This is a genomic window from Nesterenkonia sp. AN1, assembly GCF_000582475.1.
Classification (GTDB): domain Bacteria; phylum Actinomycetota; class Actinomycetes; order Actinomycetales; family Micrococcaceae; genus Nesterenkonia; species Nesterenkonia aurantiaca.
Genome location: NZ_JEMO01000004.1, coordinates 136,784 through 159,037, shown reverse-complemented (window position 1 = coordinate 159,037; position 22,254 = coordinate 136,784). Strand labels below are relative to the sequence as shown.

Genomic DNA, 22,254 nt, shown 5'->3' with positions numbered 1-22,254 from the left:
GTGTTTGGGGGGAGGGGTCAGCGGCGGGAGAAGCCGATCACCACGACGTCCTCGCTGACCGTCTCCACCCGCTCCCAGCGGCCCGAATCCCGGTGCCACTCATAGGCTCCGGCGTGGACCGACTGGACCCCGTAGGTCTCTGCGGCGGCCACCGCCCACTGCGCCACCAGCCACTCCGGCTCGCTGCGCTCGGTCGAGTCGTCCTCGGTCGCGTCATCCTCCTCCGCCTCGGTGGCTCCGGCCTCCTCCGCCACGTCGCTCACCGAGACTCGCACCACGGCTGAATCTCCGGAGCCCTGCACCTCGGTCGCCTCGGCGCCGAGCATCCCGGACAGCGTGGACTGAAGCTCATCGCCCAGACCCTCGGAGTCCGGTCCGGGGACCTCAAGCTGGCTGAGCTGACAGGTCATCACCATGGGCTGCAGGCCGGCCAGGGGGCGGGCGAAGGCCCGGGCGAGCTCCTCGTGCTGCGGGTAGAACGTCGGGTTCTGCGGCCGGCCCAGAGTCTCGGCGGCCTCCTGGAGCCCCAGCTCGGGGGACCACGCGTCCTCGCCTCCGTCCTCGCGGCTCTGGATCAGCCGCGAGTAGAAGTCCTCGGCGGTGGTCGGGGTGGAGCTGGTCGCCTTCACGGCGTCCCACTGCGGGCCCCCGTCGGCGAAGAGCACCGGCGCGGGCGCGCTCGAGTCCTCTTCTGAATCAGCAGCCTCCGCCTCCTCGGCGTCGACCTCCTCGGTCTCCTCCTCCACGGGGTCCGCCCGGTCGTCCAGGTTGGTCTCCTGCAACGAGATCGCGATCGCGTCGGTGGCGGCCTGGACCGGCAGCTCGCGCTCCGCCGCCGCGGCGGCCAGGTGCGCGGCCGCATAGGTCTGGGCCGGGGTGAGCCGGTGCTCCACCTCGCCCACCGTCACCGAGCAGCGCTCATCGAGGAGATACTCGTTCTCCTCGATGAGCTGCCAGGCCCCGTAGCCGGTGGCTCCCACGGCGGCCGCGACCACGGTGATGGCCGCGACGGCCTTGACTCGACGTCGTCGCCGATGCACGGTGCGGGTGACGGTGATGGGGCGATCAGCGCGACGGCTCATCGAAGACCTCTCGACTCAGGTGGCTCGGGTTCGGCTCAGGGGGCTGCTCTGCAGCGGCTCGGTGGCTGCCTTCGCAGCGGCCGCTCAGTTGCGGTGCAGGGCGGCGTTGAGCTCGACCTTCGCACCCTTGCGCGGCACTGCCTGGACCGAACCGGTCACGGAGTCGCGCCGGAAGAGCAGGTTCGGCACGCCGGAGAGGGCCGAGGCCTTCACGGTGTCCATCACGCTGCGGTCATCATCGAGCACCGAGACCTTGGTTCCGGCGGTCACGTAGAGCCCGGCCTCGATCACACAGTCATCGCCGACCGAGATGCCCACACCGGAGTTCGCGCCCAGCAGCACGCGCTCACCCAGGGTGATCTTCTCCTTGCCGCCGCCGGAGAGGGTGCCCATGATGGAGGCGCCGCCGCCGATGTCGGTGCCGTCGCCGACCACGACCCCGGCCGAGATCCGACCTTCCACCATGGAGGTGCCCAGGGTGCCGGCGTTGAAGTTCACGAAGCCCTCGTGCATCACGGTGGTGCCCTCGGCAAGGTGCGCGCCCAGACGGACCCGGTCCGCGTCGCCGATCCGCACGCCGGAGGGGGTCACGTAGTCCACCAGGCGGGGGAACTTATCGATCGAGTGCACGCTGACATGCCCGCGGGAGCGCAGCTTCAGCCGGGTGGTCTCGAAGTCGGTCACCGCGCAGGGCCCGAAGTTGGTCCAGACCACGTTGCTCAGATGCCCGAAGATGCCGTCGAGGTTGATGCTGCGCGGCTTGACCAGCCGGTGGGAGAGCAGGTGCAGACGCAGCCAGACGTCGGAGGCGGAGCTCGCCTCGGCGTCCAGATCGGACTCCACGGAGACCACCTTCATCGTGACCCCGCGGTCAGGATCCTCGCCGGCGGCGGTCTGCAGGGCGGCGATCAGCTCGGCGTCGTCGTTCTCGGACAGAGGGGCCATCACGGGGCGCGGGAACCAGGTGTCCAGGACGGTGCCGTCGGTGGTCACCGTGGCGAGGCCATGGCCGGATGCGGTTCGAATGTCTGTGCTCATGGCACCATCCTACTTTTTCCTGCGTGCAAGCCCATCAGCTGCTCCCGCGGGTCCCACGCGCGGGGGCGTTCGCCTAGGCTGAGCGGATGGATATCCGTGCACTGCTCTCCGGCGACGTCGCCGCGCTCACCGAGGCGATCATCGGCTGCGAATCCGTCTCCGGCAACGAGAAGACCCTGGCCGACGCCGTGGAAGCGGCGCTGCAGGACCTGCCGGGACTGAGCCTGCACCGCGACGGCGACACCGTGATCGCGCGCACCGAGACCAGTGCGGCGCAGCGGATCATCCTCGCCGGGCACCTGGACACGGTCCCGCTGCCGAGCACCCCGGGATCCCGCGGCACCGTGCCGCCGCGCTGGGAGCAGGCCGAGGGTGCCGAGGTGCTCTACGGCCGCGGCGCCACCGATATGAAGGGCGGCGTGGCGGTGCAGCTGAAGCTGGCCGAGGACGTCGCGACGCACCTCTCCGCAGGCGGTTCCCTGGATCGTGACATCACCTGGGTCTTCTACGACCACGAAGAGGTCGAGGCCAGCAAGTCCGGGCTCGGCCGGGTGCTCTCCAAAGTCCCGGAGCTGCTCGACGGTGACTTCGCGGTGCTGCTGGAACCCACCCACGGGGTGGTCGAGGGCGGCTGCAACGGCACCTGCCGGTTCGAGGTCACGATCCCCGGGGTCGCCGCACACTCCGGACGGGCCTGGATGGGGGAGAACGCGATCCACGGCACCGCTGGGCTGCTCCGGGTGCTCAGCGACTACACGCCGAAGACCATCACGGTGGAGGGCCTGGACTACCGCGAGGGGCTCAACGCGGTGCGGATCCGCGGCGGGGTGGCCGGCAACGTCATCCCCGACTCCACCGTGGTGGAGATCAACTACCGCTTCGCCCCGGACAAGACCGTGGAGCAGGCCCACGCCCATGTCCGAGAGGTCCTGGCCGAGGCCGGGATCAGCGAGGACCAGCAGCGAGTCACCGACAGCTCGGCTGCGGCGCGCCCCGGGCTGGAGCATCCCGCGGCCCAGGCGTTCATCGACGCGGTGGGCGGAGTGCCGATGCCCAAATACGGCTGGACCGATGTGGCGCGGTTCTCGGCCAGGGGAGTCCCGGCGGTGAACTTCGGCCCCGGGGACCCGCTGCTGGCGCACTCCGACGACGAACACGTCACCGCGCAGGCGCTGCGGGACTGCCACACCGCGCTGCATCGCTGGCTGCTGGACGGCTGAGCCGCTGGGCGGGAGACCGCTGGCTGCCGGCTGCTGGGCGGATGGACGGCTGAGCCGCTGGGCGGAATCCTCTAGGCTGAACTCATGACCGAAGAGCAGACCCCCAGCACCCGTCCCGTCGCGCTGATCACCGGCGCCTCCCGCGGGATCGGCAAGGCCATCGCCGTCGAGCTCGGCCGCGATCACCACATCCTGGTCGGCGGGACGAACCCGGAGACCGTGGATGCCGTGGTGAAGGCCCTGCCCAGCGCCGAACCCTTTCTGGTGGATCTGACCGACCTCGACGCCATCGCCCCCGCGCTGCAGGCGGCCGAACCTTCCCGGCTTGACGTGCTGGTCCACTCCGCCGGGCTGGCCTGGATGAACCCGGTCGCAGAGACCACCCCGGCCCAGTTCCAGGGGATGTTCACCGTCAACGTCTTCGCCGTCGCCGAGCTGACCCGCGCCGCGCTTCCGCTGCTGCGCGCCTCCGCCGGAGCGGTGCTGAGCATCAACTCCGGGGCAGGATTCACCGCAGGCCCCGGAAGCTCGATGTACTCCGGTACCAAGTTCGCACTGCGCGCGCTCACCGATGCGCTGCGCGAGGAGGAGCGCGGCCAGGTCAAGGTCACCTCGATCCACCCTGGCCGGGTGGACACCGACATGCAGGTCGCCCTGCAGGAGTCCATGGGCAACAAGGACTACGACGGCGGCATCTACATCTCCCCGCAGGCGATCGCCGAGGCGGCGCGCACCGTGGTGGACATGGAGGACGCCTCGATGGTGGAGAGCATCTCCATCCGGCCGGTGCAGAAGTAGCCGCCGCGAGGTGACCGACCTGCGCCTCACCGAGCTGCCGCTGGAACTGGTGGACGCCGCCGTCGCCCTGTGGCGGCAGGCCGGGCTCACCCGACCCTGGAACGACCCGCACCAGGACTGCCTGCGCGCCCTGACCGGGGAGGAGTCCACGGTGCTCGTCACTCAAGACGCCGCGGGGGAGCTGGTGGGCACCGTGATGGTCGGTCAGGACGGTCACCGCGGCTGGATCTACTACCTCGCCGTGGATGAACGGCTCCAGGGTCAGGGGCTCGGCAAGCAGCTCCTGGCCGGGGCGGAGGACTGGCTGCGCCGGCGCGGGGTGCCCAAGCTGATGCTCATGGTGCGGCAGGAGAACGCGGCCGTGCAGGACTTCTACCGGGCGTTGGGCTACACCGACCAGGACACCGTGGTGCTGGGCCGCTGGCTGGACCGCGAGCTCGACTGACGGCCGGGCTGAGCTGACGGCTGGGCTGGGCTGAGCTGACGCGGAGCTGAAGCTGACGCCGGGCGTCAGCGCCCTTCGGGAGGCGTCCAGGCGCGCAGCTGGGAGATCAGGTCCTGCGGGTCGCTGCTGATCACCAGGGCCTCGCGGCGCCAGGCAGACATGAAGCCCTCGTCGACCATATGGTCGACCATGTCCAGCAGCGGATCCCAGAACCCCTTGACGCTATAGAGCCCCACGGGCTTGGCGTGCAGCCCCAGGTACTGCCAGGTCCACACCTCGAAGAACTCCTCGAGCGTGCCCATGCCGCCGGGCAGCGCGATGAAGCCGTGACCGAGGTCCGCCATCCGGGACTTCCGAGAATGCATGTCAGGCACGATCTCCAGCGAGGTCAGCCCATGGTGCCCCACCTCGCGGCCGATCAGCACCTCTGGGATGATTCCGTGGACCTCGCCGCCGGCCTCCAGGGCGGCATCGGCGATCTGCCCCATCAGACCGACCTTGCCTCCGCCGTAGACCACGGCGATGCCGGCTCCGGCCAGCGCGGTGCCGAGCCTGCGGACCTCCTCGGTATAGTCCAGGTCGGATCCCGAGGCGGAGCCGGTGAAGACCGTGAGAGCATTGAACCTCGGGGCAGGGGCCGTCGCAGGGGTGTCGGGAGAGATAGGCGTCACGGATCCATGATTCCACAGCGATTTCCCAGCGGCCGGGAACCCCTGTTAGACTTTTCCAGTCGCAATCCTCCATAGCTCAACGGCAGAGCACTCGACTGTTAATCGAGCGGTTGTTGGTTCGAATCCAACTGGGGGAGCAGATCCGCCCTCGCCCTCACGGGCGGGGGCGTTTTTCATGCCATAGTGTTTTTCCTGCGACGCTGCTGCGCCGCACTGACCTGGTGAACCCGATTCGGAGACTTGATGAGCGCCCCTGAGACGAAGACCCATGACATTGCCCGGCTGATCATCTCCTGCCCGGATCAGCCAGGGATCGTGGCGGCCGTCTCGGAGCTCATCGCCGAGGTCGGCGGCAACATCATCAGCCTCGACCAGTACTCCACGGGCGTGGAGGACGGCCGGTTCTTCCAGCGCACGGTGTTCCACCTGCCGGGCCTCGCCGCGGCCAAGCCCGCGGTGGAGCAGGCGATCCAGACCAAGCTGGCCGACCGGTTCTCCATGGACTACTCACTCTCCGCAGCCGATCAGCCCAAGCGGGTGGCGATCTTCGCCTCCAAGACCGACCACTGCCTGCTGGACCTGCTCTGGCGGCACCGGCGCGGCGAGATCCCGATGGACATCGTCATGGTCATCTCCAACCACGCCGACCTCGCCGAGGACGTGCGGCCCTTCGGGATCCCGTACTTCCACGTGCCGGTGGCCAACGGGGACAAGGCCGCGGCGGAGGCCCGGCATCTGGAGCTGCTGCGAGGCAACGTCGACATGATCGTGCTGGCCCGGTACATGCAGATCATCTCCGAGGACTTCCTCGAAAAGGTCGGGGCTCCGGTGATCAACATTCACCACAGCTTCCTGCCCGCCTTCATCGGGGCAGGCCCCTACCAGAAGGCCGCGGACCGCGGGGTGAAGCTCATCGGCGCCACCGCGCACTACGTGACCAAGGACCTCGACGAGGGCCCCATCATCGAACAGGACGTCATCCGGGTCTCACACAGCGACGACGTCGCCCAGCTCACCCGCTTCGGCGCCGACGTCGAACGCGCCGTGCTCTCCCGCGCGGTCAAATGGCACTGCGAGGACCGGGTCATCCGCAACGGCAGCACCACGATCGTCTTCTGATCCCACCCACCCCCCATTCCCCGTCCTCGTTGAGTGGCTGATTTCGCGGGTATTTCATGGGTCGGGCGGCTCAAACTGCGCGGAGAATCCGCCCCTCAACGTGGGGAGGGGGGGAGTGCGTCACCGGAGATCTCACCCGGCAGGGTGATCGTGCGTCCGGTCAGCTCGACGGCGACGTCCTTGTCCGGATCAAACCTGCCTAAATTGAGCGCGATGCACTCAATTTTCCCAGGGGCTGTGAGTCGGATTTGGGCATGGACTTCTGTCGCAATACAGTGCCGCTTGACTGAGGTTCCCCTGCGCCGGAGCGTCGGGTTCGATTAGAGTGCCGGGGTGTCTAAGTCAAAGAAGAAGCGCGTCCAGCACGTCCTCACGGTTGATGCGAAGAAGCAGCTCAGCCCGCACATGATCCGGCTGATCCTGGGCGGTCCCGGATTCGAGGCGATCGAGTTCAAGTCTGTGGGGGAGTCGCCCGCCACCGATCAATACATCAAGCTGCTCTTCCTGCCGCAGGACCTCGAGGCGGCCCGCCTGCCCGAGGGCGTCGACCTCAGTCGTCCCTATGACATGGACGCGCTGCGCGAGCAGCTGAGCACCGAGCAGATGCCGGCGACCCGCACCTATACGATCCGGCACGTCGACCATGCGAACTCACAGATCTGGGTGGACTTCGTGGTCCATGGCGAGGAGGGTCGCGCCGGAGTCTGGGCGAAGCACGCGCAGATCGGGGACCAGATCAGCTTCTTCGGACCCGGCAGCGGCTACGCCCCGCGTGAGGAGGCCGCATGGCACCTGCTGGCCGGAGATGAGGCCGCGCTGCCCGCGATCGCCTCCGCGCTGGAATCGATGGCTGAGGATGCGCGCGGCGTCGCCGTCGTCGAGGTCCGCGACGCTGCGGAGCGTCAGCCCTTGGACGTGCCCGCAGGGATGGACCTGGTGTGGCTGCACCGCGAGGCGGACTTCAGCCCGGAGGCCACGATGCTCACGGAGTACCTGGAGGAGCTGAGCATCCCGGACGGTGACGTGCAGGTCTTCGTGCACGGCGAACGTGCCCAGATGAAGCGGATCCGACGGATGCTGGTGGATCAGAAGGGGTTGGATCGCAAGGCGATGTCGCTTTCGGCCTACTGGGCGCATGGTCGGATCGAGGATCAGTTCCAGGCCGAGAAGCGCACCCCGGTGGGACAGATCGAGGACTGAACCCGGCGGGCCGGGTTCAGCTCAGCCGGCCACCCCGGAGCTGGTGCCCAGCACCAGGGCGAAGACCAGCCCGATCGCCAGCAGCAGCATCGTGATCGCCGAACACAGGCCGGCCCGCTCGCGATGCCCGGCCAGTCGCAGGTCATCACGGTCACGCATCGACCCGGTGAGGATCATGATCAGGTCGATCAGGGTCCAGGCGAAGACGATCGTGATGCAGAGCAGGCCGAGGTTCGCCTGCCCCGCGACCATCAGCACGACGGCGGCGACACTCACCAGGACCATGATCACGGCAGATCCCGGGCGGCTCAGATACCACCGATGCGCCCCCGTGGGGCCGAGGAGAAGTGTCAGGAGCCAGGCGGTCACAAAACGTTTCTGCGAGGTCGGCTGGGTCTCGTACGCCCGCTGATCAGCCTCGGTGTAGGTGTTGGCATAGAGCTCTTCGAAATCGTACTGGTCAGCCATGTCTCCAATCGTATAGGTGGTAGTTTGTAGTGAACTGAACACCCACCCCTGAGCACCATGAACACTACGGAGGCGCAGTCTTGTCTCAGCCAGGAATCGGCCGCACGAAGGGCACGGCGCCCCGGACGTCGTTGCTCGATGTGATCAAGGTCGTACTGCGACTCGGCCCCAAGCAGATCAACGACGAGATCCAGCTGGCCATCGCCCAGATGAAGACCAAGGGCGTGGCCGCAGGCATCGCCGTGGCCCTCATGGTGGTGGGCGTGGTCTTCCTGACCTTCCTCGTGGTCGCGCTCATCGTCGCCGCCGTCGCTGCGCTTTCACTGATCTTCGAGCTCTGGGCCGCCGCGCTGATCGTGGCCGGGGTCTTCCTGGTGATCGCGCTGATCTTCGCGCTCATCGGGCTGCTCAAGCTCAAGAAGACGTTCCCGCTGCTGCCCGAGGACGCCATCCGTGGCTTCCGGCTCGATCTCGGGGTGGCCCGCGAAGGCACCCGCTTCGATCCGCAGAGCCTGGACCAAGCTGACTCCGAGAAGCGCCGCCAGAAGGAAGAGTCCAAGCGCCAGGCCGCCGAACAGGCCAAGAAGGACGCGAAGACCCCCGGCGCCGGTCCCCGACACCTCCCACCTACAGCGAGCTGCTGCGCCGCACCGGTCTACGCCGCGACCACCTGGCCTCGCTGCAGGACCAGATCACCTCCGGCACCCGCAACATCGCCGAGGGTGCCAAGGGTCGGGCGCAGAGCCTCCAGGACAAGGCCGAGAACATCGGTTCAAAGGTCCGCGGCGGCAACAAGCCCAAGACCGCCCAGACCGACTCCTCGGCGAAGACCCGCGGCGGCAGCAAGCCCAAGACAGCCCGGACCGACTCCTCGGCGAAGACCCGCGGCGCCGCCGGTGCACCGGTGAGCGTCCCGGCCGCCGAGCCCAAGATCGAGGGCGTCCCCGCCGCGAAGGGAACCGGCTCCGCAGGCCAGGAGTCCGGCGCGCACGTCGCCGGTGAGTTTGTGGCCGCTCGGTGGAAGCCGCTCGCCGTCGTGGCAGGTTCTGCCGCCGCGGGTGCAGTCTTCCTCCGCGAGCTTGTGAAGAAATAAACTGCCCCGGTGAGACTGATCGGTGCCGGGACCCAGGATGGTTTCGAGTACACCATGCGCGAGACGTTCTGGACCGCGCCGAACATCGTGACGGTGCTGCGCGCACTGCTGATCCCGGTGTTCGTGGTGCTCGTGGCGCGCGACGAGTACATGGCGGCCTTCTGGGTGCTGGTCGTCCTCTCCGGCACTGATTGGATCGACGGGTACATCGCTCGACGCTTCGATCAGATGTCCACCGTGGGGCAGTGGCTGGACCCGTTGGCCGACCGGCTCGCGCTGATCATCGTCAGCTCCACCCTGGCCAGCTTCGGCATCGTGCCGATCTGGGTGGTGCTCGCCGTGGTCATCCCGGACCTGGTCCTCTCGGTCAACACCTACCTGCTCTTCAAGGGACCCCCGCCGCTGAAGGTCACCGTGCTGGGCAAGCTGCGGACAGCCTGCCTGCTGATCGGGCTGCCGATGGCGCTGCTGGGTTCCACCGGGATGCTGCGCGAGAGCCTCGTGCCCGACATCGCCTTCGGGCTGCTGGCGCTCGGCGCGGGGATGCATATCGTTGCGTCCATCGACTACTTCATCAAAGCGCGCCGCGAGGCGGAGCGGCTGCGCCGTGAACAGGCCCGACCGGGCATCGAGGAGGATTCGACTGGCTGATGGTGAACGCTGTGCCCCCTGAGGCTCCCCGAGAAGATGTCGCCGAGAACCCCCCAGGGGAGCCCGCAGAGCAGCCCCCGGCGAAGCTCCGAATCCTGATCGCCGCCGACACCTACCCGCCCGACGTCAACGGTGCCGCGGTGTTCAGCCACCGGTTGGCGAAGAACATGGCGGCACGCGGTCACGAGGTCCATATCGCCGCCGCCCGGACCAGTCGCGGCCCCGACCTGGTTGAAGAAACCGACGAGGCCACCGTGCACCGGTTCCGGTCCTTCAAGGCCCCGACCCATGAGTACATCCGGCTCTGCCTGCCCTGGCTGGTGGAGCCCGCGATGGGACGGCTGATGGACGAGCTGCAGCCCGACGTCGTCCACGTGCAGTGCCACTACATGATCGGCAAGGCCGCGATCGACGCCGCCGCCGAACGCGGACTGCGCACCATCGCGACCAACCACTTCATGCCCGAGAACCTGGATCCGTTCCTGCCGTTCCCCGGCTGGTTCCGCCGGATCGTGGCGAAGAACTCCTGGCGAGACATGGGCCGGCTGATGGGCAAGGCGGCCGTGGTGACCACCCCGACCCCGCTCGCGGCGCGGACCATGATGGAGCGGGCCGGATTCGAGAAGGTGCTCCCGCTCTCCAACGGGATCGACGTCGAGTACTACCGTCTGCGGCCCGAGGAGGTGCTGAGCCTGCCCGAGAGGCCGACGGTGCTCTTTGTGGGTCGTCTCGCCGTGGAGAAGAACGTGGACGTGCTCATCGAGGCGATCGGCAAGACCGATCCGGCCCTGGGGATCGGGCTGGACATCGTCGGTGACGGCGAGCAGCGCGACCTGCTCGCCGCCCAGATCCAGGAGCTGGGTCTGGGTGACCGGGTGCGGATGCGCGGCCATGTGGGGGAGGATGCGCTGCGCCGGGCCTATCTCGAGGCCGATGTCTTCTGCCAGCCCGGGACCGCGGAGCTGCAGTCGCTGGTCTCCCTGGAAGCCATGTCCTCCGGGCTTCCCGTGGTGCTCGCCGACGCCCTGGCACTGCCGCACCTGGTGGAGGAAGGCGTCAACGGCTACCTCTTCGAGCCCGGCAACTCCGCACATCTGGCGGCCCGGCTGGAGCAGCTGTTCGCGATCAGCCCCGAGCAGCGCACCGCGATGGGGGAGCGCAGCCGCGAGCGGGCCGGCCGGCACAGTCTCAACACCACGATGGACGCCTTCGAGAAGCTCTACCGCGGTGCCGACTGGATCGAGAGCCGGCACACGCCTTAGCTGCGGTCATTCTTCTGGGGTCATTCCTCTGAGGCTATTCTGCTGGGGTCAGGCGCAGCAGCTCCGCGCCGTCGCCGTCTTCGATGATCCAGATGCTTCCGTCCGGTGCCTGTTCCACATCGCGGATCCGCGCACCCATCTCCCAGAGCTCTTCCTCCCCGGCCTGATCCCCGTCGAGCTCCACGCGGACCAGCGCTTCGCCGGAGAGGGCGCCCATGAAGGCGCTGCCGGCCCAGTCCGGGAACATCTCGCCCTGGTAGATCATCAGGCTGCCGGGGGAGATGGAGGGGGTCCACCATGCGGCCGGGGGTGCGAATCCGTCACCCTCGGTGTGGTCGGGGATCTCGGCACCGCCGTATTGCGAGCCGTTGGAGGCTTCGGGCCAGCCGTAGTTCTCGCCCGCCTCCAGCAGGTTCAGCTCATCGCCGCCCTCGGGTCCCATCTCGGAGACCCAGAGCTGCTCCTCGGCGTCGAAGTCGATGCCCAGCGGATTGCGGTGACCGTAGGTGAAGACCTCCTCGGTGACCTCACCGTCCTCGGCGAAGGGATTCTCCGGGAACGGGTCACCCTCTGGGGTCAGCCGCATCACCTTGCCCAGGCCGCTGTCCAGATCCTGCGCCGGGTCCAGCTGTTGGCGGTCCCCGGAGGTCACGAAGAGCTGCTCGCCGTCCGGGCTGAACGCCAGCCGGTGCGAGAAGTGACCCGAGCCGGAGGCCTTAGGGTCCTGTTCCCAGATGATCGTGAGGTCCTGAAGCTCCGCGCTGTCTCCGGAGTCCGCCAGCGTTGCGTGTCCGACCACGCGCCGGTGCCGGCCTCGGAGGAGTTTATCCAGCTCAGATAGACTCGCTGGCTCTCTTCGAAGTCGGGGGCCGCGACGACGTCGCCCAGCCCGCCCTGGCCGTCGACGACGATGTCCTCCGGCAGGCCGGCCACGCTGAGGTCCTCGGAGGCGTCTGTCTCGGCTGTGCCGCGCAGGAAGAGCTCGCCGGAGCGGCTGGTGATCAGCATCTGCTCGCCACCGGGCAGGAACTCCAGCGCCCAGGGGGCGTCATAGCTGCCCCGGGATTCGGTGCCGAACGGCGGCGCATCCGAGTCGGGGTCATCGGCCTCCGGTGCGGCCGCGTCGGCCGCCTCTGCGCCGTCGTCCGCGTCGTCCAGATCTGCCGCGTCGGTCCCGGTGTCCGTCTCCGTCTCGGGGCTGGTCTCGGTGTCGGCCTCGCCGCCGCTCTCGGGCTGCTCTGCAGCGGGCTCGGCGCAGCCGATGAGCAGCATCGAGGTGAGGATTCCGGCAGATATCGCTGGTAGACGTCCCATGACCTGACCCTAATTCACACCGATGTGCGGCCGGCGCGTATGACGGAGCCGTCCAGGGCCTGCAGGCCGGACCGGATCTTGCTCGGTCCGGCACGTGCAGGGTGCTGCCTGCGGGGGTAGGGCGTCTGGGACTTGAACCCAGGACAAAAGGATTATGAGTCCTCTGCTCTAACCAACTGAGCTAACGCCCCTCGGGTCCTCGCGGGCGACGACGGGTCGACTCGCCAGGACACTCGGACATACTACCGAGCCTGCCGGTCTAGAGCTGAACCCAGACGGAGGCACGAGCCCGGGGGTGCTCCTCGGCCTGCACCTCCAGTGCTGTGAGCCCGTGGTCGGCGGGCAGCTCTGCGGCCAGCGTCTCGGCGATGTGTTCGATGATCACCTCGGTGGTGGTGAACTTCCCGGCCAGCGCCTCCAGCTCGTCCAGGTTCTTATAGCGCAGCGGCTCCAGAGTGGCGGCCAGCAGCTCGGTGGCGGCGCCGATGTCCAGGACCACTCCGTACTCGTTCAGACCATCCCGGAAGAAGCTGGCCTGGATGCTCAGCGTGGCCCCGTGCAGGTTCTGCGCCGGTCCGAAGAACGGGTCCTGCAGGCTGTGCGCGATCATGATGTGGTCATCGACGGTCAGGCGGAAGCGGCTCATGGTTCTCCTTGGAGGGTGGTGGATGAGAGTAGGCGCTGCGCGGGGATCACCCGACGGCGTGATGCGCGGCGAGCGGGTGATCGATCACGTGCAGGATCTGGTCCCGGGTCCAGGGGGCCCCGGCGGCGACGTCCTGCATCACGCTCGGCAGCTCGGCCAGCGGTGAGTGCCCGCTGATCAGCAGGTCGAAGCGGGAGTCGAGCAGATCCAGCGCCGTGGCGAGTCGCTGGCCGCGGGTCCGCCGCATCCGGCGAGGCCCGGGCACCTGACCGACCTGGGTCGCGACGATCCGGAGTCGACGGGCGTGGAAGTCGGCTCCCAGCGGGACCTGCTGGTCTCCGGTGCCGTACCAGGACTGTTCCACCACCACGGCGTCCTCGCCGGCCAGGCGCAGCGCGGTCGCCAGCCCGGCGGAGCTGGCCGAGCTGTGCAGCACCACATCGTTGTCCAGGCCAGCCGCATCCGGGGTGACTGCGTCCAGCCCCAGGGATTCGATGAAGGCGCGCCGCTCGGCGTCGATCTCCACGACCTGCAGCCGCTGCAGCGCCAGCTTCGAGGCCAGCAGCGCGGTGGTCAGCCCGATCAGTCCACCGCCGACGACGGCGACCCGGTCACCGACCATCACGGGGCCCTCCCAGAGGCCGTTCAGTCCGACCTCGCCGATTCCGGCGAGCAGCGCCCGCTGCGGAGGACAGCCCTCGGGCAGCACATGGGCGGCGGACTCGGGGACGACGACATGCTCGCGGTGCCCGGCCAGGGTGAAGACCGTCTGCCCGATCAGGGCCTCGCTGCCCTGCCGAACCACCCCGACGTTGAGGTAACCGTGGGAGACCGGGAAGGGCAGCTCGCCGAGCTGGAAGGGGGCCTGCATGATCTCGGTGATGTTGCTCGGCACCTCGCCGCGGTGCACCAGCGATTCGGTGCCGCGTGAGATCCCGCTGTGCAGGGTCTCGATCAGCAGCTCGCCGGGGCGGGGCTCCGGGAGTGGAACCTCGCGCAGCTCTCCGGTCTCGGCGGCCTCGGTCCAGTACTGACGGGAGGTTTCCGGTGCCGGGCCATGGCCCGGGACATCCGCACTGACACCTGTGAAACTCAACTCGCTCATGACCCTCATCATGCCAGAGGTGTCCACTCCGGTGCCCCGCAGACGGCTGTGCCAGAATCGGCATGTGCTGAAGCTCTTCTTCGACTGCCGGTACACCCGGACCCAGGTCCACGACGGCATCTCCAGGTTCACGGCCTCTCTGGTGGAGGCCGCCGCCGAACAGGCCGATGTCACCATGCTGATCAGCGACCCCGAGCAGCTGAACCTGCTCCCGGACCTTGCGCATCTGCAGATCTCCTCGCCCACCTCGGCCCGGGAGCCCTGGGTGGCCCGGCAGATCAATCCGCACCGCCCCGATGTGGTGTTCTCTCCGATGCAGACCATGGGCGGCCGGGGCCGGAACTACCCGTTGATCCTCACCCTGCATGACCTGATCTACTACGCCCACCGGACCCCGCCGCAGGATCTTCCTGCCCTGGTGCGCCTGGGCTGGCGGGCCTACCACCTCTCCTACCTGCCGCAGCGGCTTGTGCTGAACCAGGCCGACGCCGTCGCGACCGTCTCCGAGACCACCCGTGGGCTGATCCGTGAGCACCGGCTGACCCGCAGACCGGTGGAGCTGATCTCCAACGCCCCGCCATCGGTGCAGCGCCCCCGGGATCCCGCCGAGGCGCCGCGGAGGGAGCTCATCTACATGGGCTCCTTCATGGGATATAAGAACGTCGAGTCAGTGATCGCGGGCCTGAACCGGCTGCCCGGCTATACGTTGCATCTGTGCAGCCCGATCCAGGCGCCCCGCGAGGCCCAGCTTCGGGCGTTGGCGAGAGATCCGGAGCAGCTGGTCTTCCACCACGGAATCTCCGATGCCGACTACCGCGCGCTCCTGCGGGGAGGCAGCGCTCTGGTGACGCTTTCGGCGGCGGAGGGCTATGGGCTGCCCGTGGTGGAGGCGATGGCCCACGGCACCCCCGTGGTGCTCTCTGACCTGCCGATATTCCACGAGATCGGCGGAGCGGCGGTCGCGGAGGCAGGCGCCCAGGTGGTCCCCGGGAACGACCCTGAAGCGTTTGCCCGGGCGGTCCGCCGACTGGAGGAGCCTGGCACCTTCGCCCGCGCCTCCCGTGCGGCCCGGGATCGAAGCCTCGAGTTCGCCTGGAGTGACTCCGCCGCCGCGCTCGTGGACCTGGGCGAGCGGCTGGCCTCCCACGGGCAGGCAGCCCGGAAGAGCTGACTCAGGACCAGCCCCGGGCGCCGACGGCCCTCTAGTGGGAGACGATCGGGTTCTCGGAGGTTCCCTCGCGGGCCTCGCGCGCGGAGGCGACATCGTCGACCACGACCACGATATGGCGCACGCTGGAGATCAAGGACCCATAGAGCGGCCAGGAATCTCCCGGAAGCCCCTGCCCCTGTGACATCTCCGCGGAGAGCGAGCTCAGGTTCTCGTGCAGCGGGGCGACCTCCGCATCCGGGTCGGCGATCGCCCGGCCGGTATCGCCGACGATCTGCGCCCACTGTCCACGGAACCTGTGGTCCCACTCGCCGTCGGTGTGGGTGGCCTCGCGCAGGGTGCGCGCCAGGTGACGCAGGTGCGAGATGCCCTCGTCGGCGCGTTCCAGGATCTCCTCGTAGCTGGCCTCTTCGGCGTTCCAGCTGCTCACCTTCAGACTTTGCATGCCCTGGCGTGCCCGCGGGTTGGCGCGGCGAGACTCGCGAGCGAAGCGGACCACGGTCCAGGCCGAATTCAGCTCCTGGGTCATCGCCTCGGTCTCCTCGAACCAGGCCTCGGCCTTGTCGGTGTCCCAGGAGTCGGAGAACTCCTGGGAGATGCTCACCAGTACGCTGCCCATCCGCTCGTTGATGCTGTCCACGTACCGTCCGGCCTGTTTGTCACGCAGCGGCGGAACGATCAGCAGATTCACCAGCAGCCCGGCGGCCACGCCGACGGCGACTTCGAGGATGCGATCATCCAGCAGTGGTGCCTGATCATCGAAGCCGCTGGCCAGCACGAAGATCGCGGTGGTGGCGATCGCGATCCCCTCGTCTCGGATCCAGGAGATCCGGGCGGCGGTCACCCCTACCAGCAGGGCCAGGGCGAAGGTCCACAGGCTGACGCCTAGCAGATGCCCGATCAGGAAGGAGAGTCCGACGCCGATCGTGGAGGCGATGGTGGTCTGCACGCCTCGGGAGAGCGAACGGTGCACCGTGGCGTGCACCGTCAGCAGCGCCGTCCAGGGAGCGAGGAACGCCAGCTCAGATTCCAGCACCGAGATGGAGACCCACCAGGCGGCGGTGCCCGCGATCACGGTCTTGAGGATCTGCAGCACATCGGTGAGAAACTCGGGGCGCTGCAGCAGGTTCCGGAGCTTTCTGGTGCGGCCCTCCGCGGCGGGTTCGCGCTCACGGTTCTTCCGAGCTTGGGGCTGGCTCTGTTGCCTCGCGTCCTCGGACGGTCGGGCCACGGGTCCTCCTCGGGTAGTGATCTGCCTGCGAGGTGACAATATTGTGCCATTGTCGCGGCGGCAACTGTACCGGCGGCCTCAATCCCCACCCAACGGCAGCAGGACCGAGGGCTCCGCGTCACCTGTGAGCAGCAGCGGGTTGATGTACTCCCCGTCAAGCCGCACTCCCCAGTGCACGCAGGGTGCCTCGCAGTGGCCCGCACCGGTCGCGAGGATACCCACGGGATCCCCGGCACTGACCCGATCCCCGACCTCCAAGGCGGCCTCCACCGGTTCGAAGGAGCTGAGGTAGCCGTTGCCGTGACGGATGGAGAGCACCGGGCGGTCCACCACCACGCCGGCGAAGCTGATCTCGCCCTCAGCGGGAGCTCTGATGTTCGCTCCAACGTTGAGAGGTCCCAGGTCCACTCCGCGGTGGCCTGCGCCCCAGGGAGCGGGGGGTCTGGCAAAGGGGCGCAGCTCGTCGGCGACCACCGGCAGCTGCCACAGTGCCCGGGCCGGCGCGGAGGCAGAATCCTCCGGTGTCGCCCTCGGGAGACCGCCCAGACCAAGCAGCAGCACAACACCCAGCGCGGTGACTTTTGCCCCGGTGATCCCTCGCCCGCCCGCGCCCATGGACCCAGCCTGGACCACTGCGATCCGGGATCCCCGCCAATCCGCCGATGTGTGGAGCATCCAGGCCGCTGCCGGATCCCCGAGGCGGTTGGGGAAAACGCCGTCGAACCGCTAAGCTGAACCCCAGCAGTTGACCTGTGTGTGCCTAGGCGTGCCTGGATCAGCTGACTACGCGCAGGAGCTGCCCGAGTGATCGGGGCGTTTCTCATCGGTCCACATCCAGCTGTCTCTCACTTTGGAACAGCCGTGCGGCGAGAACGCGAGACCCCTCCTTCTTCTGCCAGGAGCCCGAGAGAACCGGGCCACTGTCCAACCGAGAAATCCAGCCGGAGCTGCATGAGGCATGTCCTCCATGTTCCAAGCCCGGCATTGAAAGGAAATACCATGCCTGTCGTCACCATGCGCCAGCTGCTCGACTCCGGTGTCCACTTCGGTCACCAGACTCGCCGCTGGAACCCGAAGATGAAGCGCTTCATCTTCACCGAGCGCAACGGTATCTACATCGTTGACCTCCAGCAGTCCCTGACCTACATCGACACTGCTTACGAGTTCGTCAAGCAGACCGTCGCCCACGGCGGCTCCGTCCTCTTCGTCGGCACCAAGAAGCAGGGCCAGGAAGCCATCGCCGAGCAGGCCACCCGCGTCGGTCAGCCCTACGTCAACCACCGCTGGCTCGGCGGCATGCTGACCAACTTCCAGACGGTCTCCAAGCGCGTCCAGCGCATGAAGGAGCTCGAGGAGATCGACTTCGACGACGTCGCAGGCTCCGGTCACACCAAGAAGGAACTGCTGCTGATGCGCCGCGAGCTCACCAAGCTGCAGTCGAACCTCGGTGGTATCCGCAACCTGACCAAGACCCCTTCCGCGGTCTGGATCGTCGATACCAACAAGGAGCACCTGGCCGTCGATGAGGCCAAGAAGCTGGGCATCCCCGTGATCGCCATCCTCGACACCAACTGCGATCCCGATGACGTCCACTACCCGATCCCGGGCAACGACGACGCCATCCGGTCCGTGGACCTGCTGACCCGCGTGATCGCCGACGCCGTGGCCGATGGCCTCATGGCTCGCGAGAACAAGCGCGGCGGCGGCTCCGGCACGGCTGCTGAGCCGATGGCCGAGTGGGAGCGCGAGCTGCTCGAGCAGCACGCCACTGAGAAGTCTGCCGAGGCTGAGAAGTCCGCAAAGACCGAGCAGGCCGAAGAGCCCGCCAAGTCCGAGCAGGCCGCAGAGGCACCCGCTGCAGAGTCCACCGAAGCTCCCGCTGAAGAAGCCAAGTAGAGAGAGGAACTGCTTTTCTATGGCGAACTACACCGCTGCACACATCAAGGCCCTGCGTGAGCGCACCGGCGCCGGCATGATGGACGTGAAGAAGGCTCTCGACGAGACCGACGGCGATACCGAGAAGGCCCTCGAGGCCATCCGGATCCGCGGACTCAAGGGTGCTGCCAAGCGCGAAGGCCGCTCCGCCGCTGAGGGCCTGGTCACCGCCAAGGTCGTCAACGGCACCAAGGGCTTCCTGATCGAGATCAATGCCGAGACCGACTTCGTGGCCAAGTCCGCGAAGTTCGTCGCGCTGGCCGACAAGGTCCTCGAGACCGCAGTCGCCCACGACGTGACCACTGTGGAGGCACTCCTGGAGGCCGACGTCGAGGGCAAGAAGCTCGTCGACTTCGTCACCGAAGAGGGTGCGATCCTCGGCGAGAAGGTCGTCGTGCGTCGTCTTGCCACGGTAGAGGGTGCCTTCGTGGACGCCTACCTGCACAAGACCTCCAAGGACCTTCCGGCTCAGGTCGGCGTGCTCTTCGCCGTCGACGCCGACTCGGAGGGGGCCAAGGAGGCTGCCCACGACATCGCGGTGCACGCCGCCGCGCTGTCCCCGCAGTTCCTGACCCGTGACGAGGTCCCCGCGGAGACCGTGGCCGACGAGCGCCGCATCGCCGAGGAGACCGCCCGGGCCGAGAACAAGCCCGAGCAGGCGATGACCAAGATCATCGAAGGACGCACCAACGCGTACTTCAAGGACAACGTGCTGGTCGACCAGCCGTTCGCCAAGGACCCGAAGAAGACCGTCACCCAGGTCCTCGAGTCCGCCGGCACGTCCGCCAAGGGTCTGGCTCGCTTCCGCGTCGGAGCCTGAGACTCAAAACAGCTGAGACTCAACGCAGCTGAAGTGCGGAGCCGCTGACCATTAGACTGGTCGCAGCTCAGCAGTTCAGACGTCAAGGGGGTGACCACTTCAGATGAGGTGGTCGCCCCCTTTTCCGTGCCTGCGCCCGCCCGCCCGGGTGCCCGGCAGCGTCCCGCAACCGCAACGCCCCGCCCCACGATCCCCTGGAGGACACCCATGACCGCAGAGACACCGACACACCGCCGCCGAGTGCTCCTGAAGCTCTCCGGAGAGGTCTTCGGCGGAGGCGCAGTGGGAGTCGATCCGGCCACGGTCCGCGGGATCGCCGAGCAGATCGCGGCGGTCAAAGGTCAGGTGGAGGTCTCCGTCGTCGTCGGCGGCGGCAACTTCTTCCGCGGCGCTGAACTCTCCCGGGCCGGCATGGACCGGGCCCGCGCCGACTACATCGGCATGCTGGGCACCGTGATGAACGCGCTGGCGCTGCAGGACTTCCTGGAGCAGGCCGGCCAGCCCACCCGCGTGCAGACCGCCATCACCATGGGTCAGGTCGCCGAGTCCTACATCCCGCTGCGCGCCGTGCGCCACATGGAGAAGGACCGGGTCGTCGTCTTCGGCGCCGGTGCGGGCATGCCCTACTTCTCCACCGACACCGTATGCGCCCAGCGAGCCCTGGAGACCCACTCCGACATGGTCCTGATGGCCAAGTCCGGCGTGGACGGGGTCTACACCGCTGACCCGAAGACCAATCCCGACGCGCAGAAGCTGGATCACCTGACCTACGGGGATGCGCTGCGCAAGAACATCCGAGTGATGGACCAGACCGCGATGACCATGTGCAACGACAATGACCTCAACATGCGGGTGTTCGGCATGGAGGGGGAGGGCAACGTGACCCGCGCCCTGCTCGGCGAGGAGATCGGCACGCTGGTCACCCCCTGACCTGGTGCCCCCGACTAGACTGAAGCCCTACTCCATCCGCAACGTCATCCCTTAAGGAGACCCCCGTGATTGATGAGACCCTGGCAGACGCCAAGGAGCAGTTCGAACGAGCAGTCGAGGCCACCTCGGTCGACTTCAGCACCGTGCGCACCGGCCGCGCCAACCCCGCGATCTACTCCCGCGTGCTGGTGGACTACTACGGATCCGCCACACCGCTGCAGCAGCTGGCCTCCTTCGCCACCCCGGACGCCAAGACCATCCTGATCACCCCCTTCGACATCTCTGCGATGCGCGACATCGAACGGGCGCTCTCGGATTCGGAGATCGGTGCCAACCCCTCCAACGACGGCAAGCAGATCCGCATCACGATCCCGGACCTCACCGAGGAGCGCCGCAAGGAGTACGTGAAGCTGATCAAGTCCAAGGGCGAGGACCACAAGGTCTCGGTGCGCAACACCCGGCGCAAGTCCAAGGAGATCATCGAGAAGGCCATCAAGGACGGCGAGGTCGGCAAGGACGACGGCGAGCGAGGCACCAAAGAGCTCGAGATCCTCACCAAGACCTACGTCGAGAAGATCGACGAGATGAGCAAGCGCAAGGAAGCTGAGCTGCTCGAGGTCTGATGGCGGGAAAAGCTGGGAGGAATCTGCCCGCAGCCATCATCACCGGCGTCGTCCTGCTGGTACCCGCACTGCTCGGGATCTTCTTCTTCGAGCTGATGCTGATCTTCGTCTGGACGATCCTGCTCTCGATGGGTGTCTGGGAGGTGGCTCGCGCGCTCGAGACGCGCGTCGCCCCCACCGGACACCAGCTGCGGCTTCCCAAGATTCCGCTGTTCCTCGGCGCCATCGCCATGCCCACCGCCGCCTACTTCGGCGGGGTGGAGGCGCTGACGCTGGCGTTGATCGCCACCGGACTGGCCATCGTCGTCGCGGCCGCCCTGTGGAAGGTCTCCGATCCTGGCCGGTCCATCCTGTCCTCGATCTTCGTGGCCAGCTGGGTGCCGTTCATGATGTCCTTCGCGGTGCTGCTGCTGAACCTCGAGCAGGGCGACTGGCGGCTCGTCGTCGTCGTGCTGCTGGTGGTCGCCAATGACACGTTCGGCTATATCTTCGGCGTGTTCTTCGGCAAGCACCCGATGGCGCCGAAGATCAGTCCCAAGAAGTCCTGGGAGGGCTTCGGCGGCTCGCTGCTCGGCGCCACCGGCGTCGGGGTGCTGGCCTCCTGGCTGATCTTCGAGGAACCGGTCTACATCGGTGCGGTGCTCGCGGTCACCGTGGTCATCGCCTCCACCGCGGGTGACTTCTCCGAGTCGATGGTCAAACGTGAACTCGGCATCAAGGACATGTCTCGGCTGCTGCCGGGACACGGCGGCGTGATGGATCGGCTGGATTCCCTGGTCTTCGCGATGCCCACCGCGTTCTTCGTGGTCGTGGCGTTCAACGGGGATGCCGGGGGAGTGCCACTAGGATTATGACCATGGCGAACGAGACGGCACTGTTCACGCTCCTGAACGATCAGGAGCAGGGGTACAACCGCGATGAGGTGGACGAGTTCATGGCACGGGCCCGTGTGGCCTATGACTCCGGGGAGGGCATGGCGCTCTCGGAGATCCGTGACGTGAGTTTCTCCATGATCGGGGGCGGCTACGATCCGGCTGAGGTCGACGGCGCGCTGGACCGGCTCGAGGACGCCTTCGCCAGCGCCGAGCGGGACAAGTACGTCGATGCCCACGGCGAGGACGCCTGGTACGAGATGCTCGCCGAACGTGCCGAGCCGCTGCGCGGTCGGCTCTCCCGCCCGGACGGCAAGCGCTTCCGCGAGCCCGCGCACTCCTCCTCCAACGGCTACCGCAAGGAGCAGGTGGACGAGCTGTGCCGTCAGCTCGAGCAGTACCTCGACGGGGAGAACCCGATGAGCGTGGACGAGGTCCGCACGATCACCTTCAGCGGCGCCCATGGGCACAATGGCTACGACGAGGCCCAGGTGGACGCCTTTCTGGACAAGATGACCGAGATCATGGCCTCCGTCGGCTGACCCTCCCTCCCTCCCTTTTCG

General features: G+C 67.6%; 24 protein-coding genes, 2 tRNA genes and 1 pseudogene. 17 read left to right on the top strand and 10 right to left on the bottom strand.

The features are described 5' to 3' along the window. Positions 1 to 17: 17 nt before the first annotated feature. A complete protein-coding gene (locus BG28_RS03065) occupies positions 18 to 1,082 on the bottom strand; it encodes a hypothetical protein (RefSeq protein ID WP_036474052.1) in 1,065 nt (354 codons plus the stop codon). An 84-nt stretch (positions 1,083 to 1,166) separates the two neighbouring features. Next, positions 1,167 to 2,120 (bottom strand): 2,3,4,5-tetrahydropyridine-2,6-dicarboxylate N-succinyltransferase, encoded by a 954-nt coding sequence (gene dapD / locus BG28_RS03060; protein WP_036474050.1) that lies wholly within the window; start codon positions 2,118 to 2,120, stop codon positions 1,167 to 1,169. An 86-nt stretch (positions 2,121 to 2,206) separates the two neighbouring features. Between dapD and dapE the strand changes: the two genes are divergently transcribed. From dapE to BG28_RS03045, 3 genes are all read left to right on the top strand, one after another. Continuing rightward, entirely contained in the window at positions 2,207 to 3,340 is a 1,134-nt protein-coding gene (dapE, locus tag BG28_RS03055; RefSeq protein ID WP_036474048.1) for a succinyl-diaminopimelate desuccinylase, read from the top strand. An 84-nt stretch (positions 3,341 to 3,424) separates the two neighbouring features. Further along, the gene (locus BG28_RS03050) at positions 3,425 to 4,138 is read left to right on the top strand and encodes an SDR family oxidoreductase (RefSeq protein ID WP_036474045.1); all 714 of its coding nucleotides are present in this window, start codon (positions 3,425 to 3,427) and stop codon (positions 4,136 to 4,138) included. Between the two features lie 10 nt (positions 4,139 to 4,148). Further along, positions 4,149 to 4,583 (top strand): GNAT family acetyltransferase, encoded by a 435-nt coding sequence (locus BG28_RS03045; protein ID WP_341802713.1) that lies wholly within the window; start codon positions 4,149 to 4,151, stop codon positions 4,581 to 4,583. A 65-nt stretch (positions 4,584 to 4,648) separates the two neighbouring features. On the opposite strand, the gene BG28_RS03040 is transcribed toward BG28_RS03045, so the two are convergent. Further along, complete coding sequence (locus tag BG28_RS03040; RefSeq protein WP_235180942.1) at positions 4,649 to 5,254, bottom strand: TIGR00730 family Rossman fold protein; 606 nt, start codon at positions 5,252 to 5,254, stop codon at positions 4,649 to 4,651. Positions 5,255 to 5,319: 65 nt separating this feature from the next. Here BG28_RS03040 and BG28_RS03035 point away from each other — a divergent pair. The 3 genes from BG28_RS03035 to BG28_RS03025 all read left to right on the top strand — a co-directional run bounded on the left by BG28_RS03035 (position 5,320) and on the right by BG28_RS03025 (position 7,573). Then, positions 5,320 to 5,391: transfer RNA gene (locus BG28_RS03035), tRNA-Asn, on the top strand. Between the two features lie 106 nt (positions 5,392 to 5,497). After that, entirely contained in the window at positions 5,498 to 6,373 is an 876-nt protein-coding gene (gene purU / locus BG28_RS03030; protein ID WP_036474043.1) for a formyltetrahydrofolate deformylase, read from the top strand. 333 nt (positions 6,374 to 6,706) lie between these two features. Continuing rightward, positions 6,707 to 7,573: a siderophore-interacting protein gene (locus tag BG28_RS03025; RefSeq protein WP_036474041.1), complete on the top strand. Its 867-nt coding sequence runs from the start codon at positions 6,707 to 6,709 to the stop codon at positions 7,571 to 7,573. 21 nt (positions 7,574 to 7,594) lie between these two features. On the opposite strand, the gene BG28_RS03020 is transcribed toward BG28_RS03025, so the two are convergent. Continuing rightward, positions 7,595 to 8,041, bottom strand: coding sequence for an NINE protein (locus tag BG28_RS03020; RefSeq protein ID WP_036474033.1), 447 nt, complete (start codon positions 8,039 to 8,041; stop codon positions 7,595 to 7,597). Positions 8,042 to 8,121: 80 nt separating this feature from the next. On the opposite strand from BG28_RS03020, the gene BG28_RS03015 reads away from it, so the two are divergent. The 4 genes from BG28_RS03015 to BG28_RS03005 are packed head-to-tail and all read left to right on the top strand — an operon-like array spanning position 8,122 to position 11,047. Then, positions 8,122 to 8,949 (top strand): phage holin family protein, encoded by an 828-nt coding sequence (locus BG28_RS03015; RefSeq protein ID WP_084479370.1) that lies wholly within the window; start codon positions 8,122 to 8,124, stop codon positions 8,947 to 8,949. After that, positions 8,946 to 9,134: a hypothetical protein gene (locus BG28_RS14155; RefSeq protein WP_051500898.1), complete on the top strand. Its 189-nt coding sequence runs from the start codon at positions 8,946 to 8,948 to the stop codon at positions 9,132 to 9,134. The genes BG28_RS03015 and BG28_RS14155 overlap by 4 nt, the downstream gene beginning before the upstream one ends. Before the next feature lie 9 nt (positions 9,135 to 9,143). Continuing rightward, a complete protein-coding gene (locus BG28_RS03010) occupies positions 9,144 to 9,785 on the top strand; it encodes a CDP-alcohol phosphatidyltransferase family protein (protein WP_036474031.1) in 642 nt (213 codons plus the stop codon). After that, positions 9,785 to 11,047, top strand: a complete 1,263-nt coding sequence (locus BG28_RS03005; RefSeq protein WP_051500897.1) for a glycosyltransferase — start codon at positions 9,785 to 9,787, stop codon at positions 11,045 to 11,047. The genes BG28_RS03010 and BG28_RS03005 overlap by 1 nt, the downstream gene beginning before the upstream one ends. 34 nt (positions 11,048 to 11,081) lie before the next feature. Here BG28_RS03005 and BG28_RS14770 read toward each other — a convergent pair. From BG28_RS14770 to BG28_RS02985, 4 genes and pseudogenes are all read right to left on the bottom strand, one after another. Continuing rightward, positions 11,082 to 12,055: pseudogene (locus BG28_RS14770) on the bottom strand (PQQ-dependent sugar dehydrogenase). 423 nt (positions 12,056 to 12,478) lie between these two features. Further along, a tRNA-Ile gene (locus BG28_RS02995) sits at positions 12,479 to 12,552 on the bottom strand. 68 nt (positions 12,553 to 12,620) lie between these two features. After that, positions 12,621 to 13,007 carry a 6-carboxytetrahydropterin synthase gene (locus tag BG28_RS02990; RefSeq protein ID WP_036474028.1) on the bottom strand — a complete coding sequence of 129 codons (387 nt, stop codon included), beginning with the start codon at positions 13,005 to 13,007 and terminating at the stop codon, positions 12,621 to 12,623. Positions 13,008 to 13,053: 46 nt separating this feature from the next. Next, a complete protein-coding gene (locus BG28_RS02985) occupies positions 13,054 to 14,112 on the bottom strand; it encodes a zinc-binding alcohol dehydrogenase (RefSeq protein WP_051500894.1) in 1,059 nt (352 codons plus the stop codon). A 67-nt stretch (positions 14,113 to 14,179) separates the two neighbouring features. Here BG28_RS02985 and BG28_RS02980 point away from each other — a divergent pair, with 67 nt between their 5' ends. Beyond that, positions 14,180 to 15,283 carry a glycosyltransferase gene (locus BG28_RS02980; protein WP_036474242.1) on the top strand — a complete coding sequence of 368 codons (1,104 nt, stop codon included), beginning with the start codon at positions 14,180 to 14,182 and terminating at the stop codon, positions 15,281 to 15,283. Between the two features lie 31 nt (positions 15,284 to 15,314). Here the strand turns inward: BG28_RS02980 and BG28_RS02975 are convergent, their stop codons facing one another. Together BG28_RS02975 and BG28_RS02970 are read right to left on the bottom strand one after the other, a co-directional pair. Then, positions 15,315 to 16,511 carry an aromatic acid exporter family protein gene (locus BG28_RS02975; RefSeq protein WP_235180941.1) on the bottom strand — a complete coding sequence of 399 codons (1,197 nt, stop codon included), beginning with the start codon at positions 16,509 to 16,511 and terminating at the stop codon, positions 15,315 to 15,317. 78 nt (positions 16,512 to 16,589) lie between these two features. Further along, the gene (locus BG28_RS02970) at positions 16,590 to 17,126 is read right to left on the bottom strand and encodes a murein hydrolase activator EnvC (protein WP_084479369.1); all 537 of its coding nucleotides are present in this window, start codon (positions 17,124 to 17,126) and stop codon (positions 16,590 to 16,592) included. A gap of 384 nt (positions 17,127 to 17,510) precedes the next feature. Here BG28_RS02970 and rpsB point away from each other — a divergent pair, with 384 nt between their 5' ends. The 6 genes from rpsB to BG28_RS02940 all read left to right on the top strand — a co-directional run bounded on the left by rpsB (position 17,511) and on the right by BG28_RS02940 (position 22,233). Further along, a complete protein-coding gene (gene rpsB / locus BG28_RS02965) occupies positions 17,511 to 18,407 on the top strand; it encodes a 30S ribosomal protein S2 (RefSeq protein WP_036474023.1) in 897 nt (298 codons plus the stop codon). A 19-nt stretch (positions 18,408 to 18,426) separates the two neighbouring features. Then, on the top strand, positions 18,427 to 19,266 hold the full coding sequence (gene tsf, locus BG28_RS02960; protein ID WP_036474019.1) for a translation elongation factor Ts: 840 nt from the start codon (positions 18,427 to 18,429) through the stop codon (positions 19,264 to 19,266). A 207-nt stretch (positions 19,267 to 19,473) separates the two neighbouring features. Beyond that, positions 19,474 to 20,196, top strand: coding sequence for a UMP kinase (gene pyrH, locus BG28_RS02955; protein WP_036474018.1), 723 nt, complete (start codon positions 19,474 to 19,476; stop codon positions 20,194 to 20,196). A 65-nt stretch (positions 20,197 to 20,261) separates the two neighbouring features. Further along, on the top strand, positions 20,262 to 20,819 hold the full coding sequence (gene frr, locus BG28_RS02950; protein ID WP_036474012.1) for a ribosome recycling factor: 558 nt from the start codon (positions 20,262 to 20,264) through the stop codon (positions 20,817 to 20,819). Beyond that, complete coding sequence (locus BG28_RS02945; RefSeq protein ID WP_051500893.1) at positions 20,819 to 21,673, top strand: phosphatidate cytidylyltransferase; 855 nt, start codon at positions 20,819 to 20,821, stop codon at positions 21,671 to 21,673. Before frr ends, BG28_RS02945 begins: the two co-directional genes overlap by 1 nt. A gap of 2 nt (positions 21,674 to 21,675) precedes the next feature. Continuing rightward, positions 21,676 to 22,233 carry a DivIVA domain-containing protein gene (locus BG28_RS02940; RefSeq protein ID WP_036474010.1) on the top strand — a complete coding sequence of 186 codons (558 nt, stop codon included), beginning with the start codon at positions 21,676 to 21,678 and terminating at the stop codon, positions 22,231 to 22,233. The last annotated feature ends 21 nt before the right edge of the window (positions 22,234 to 22,254 follow it).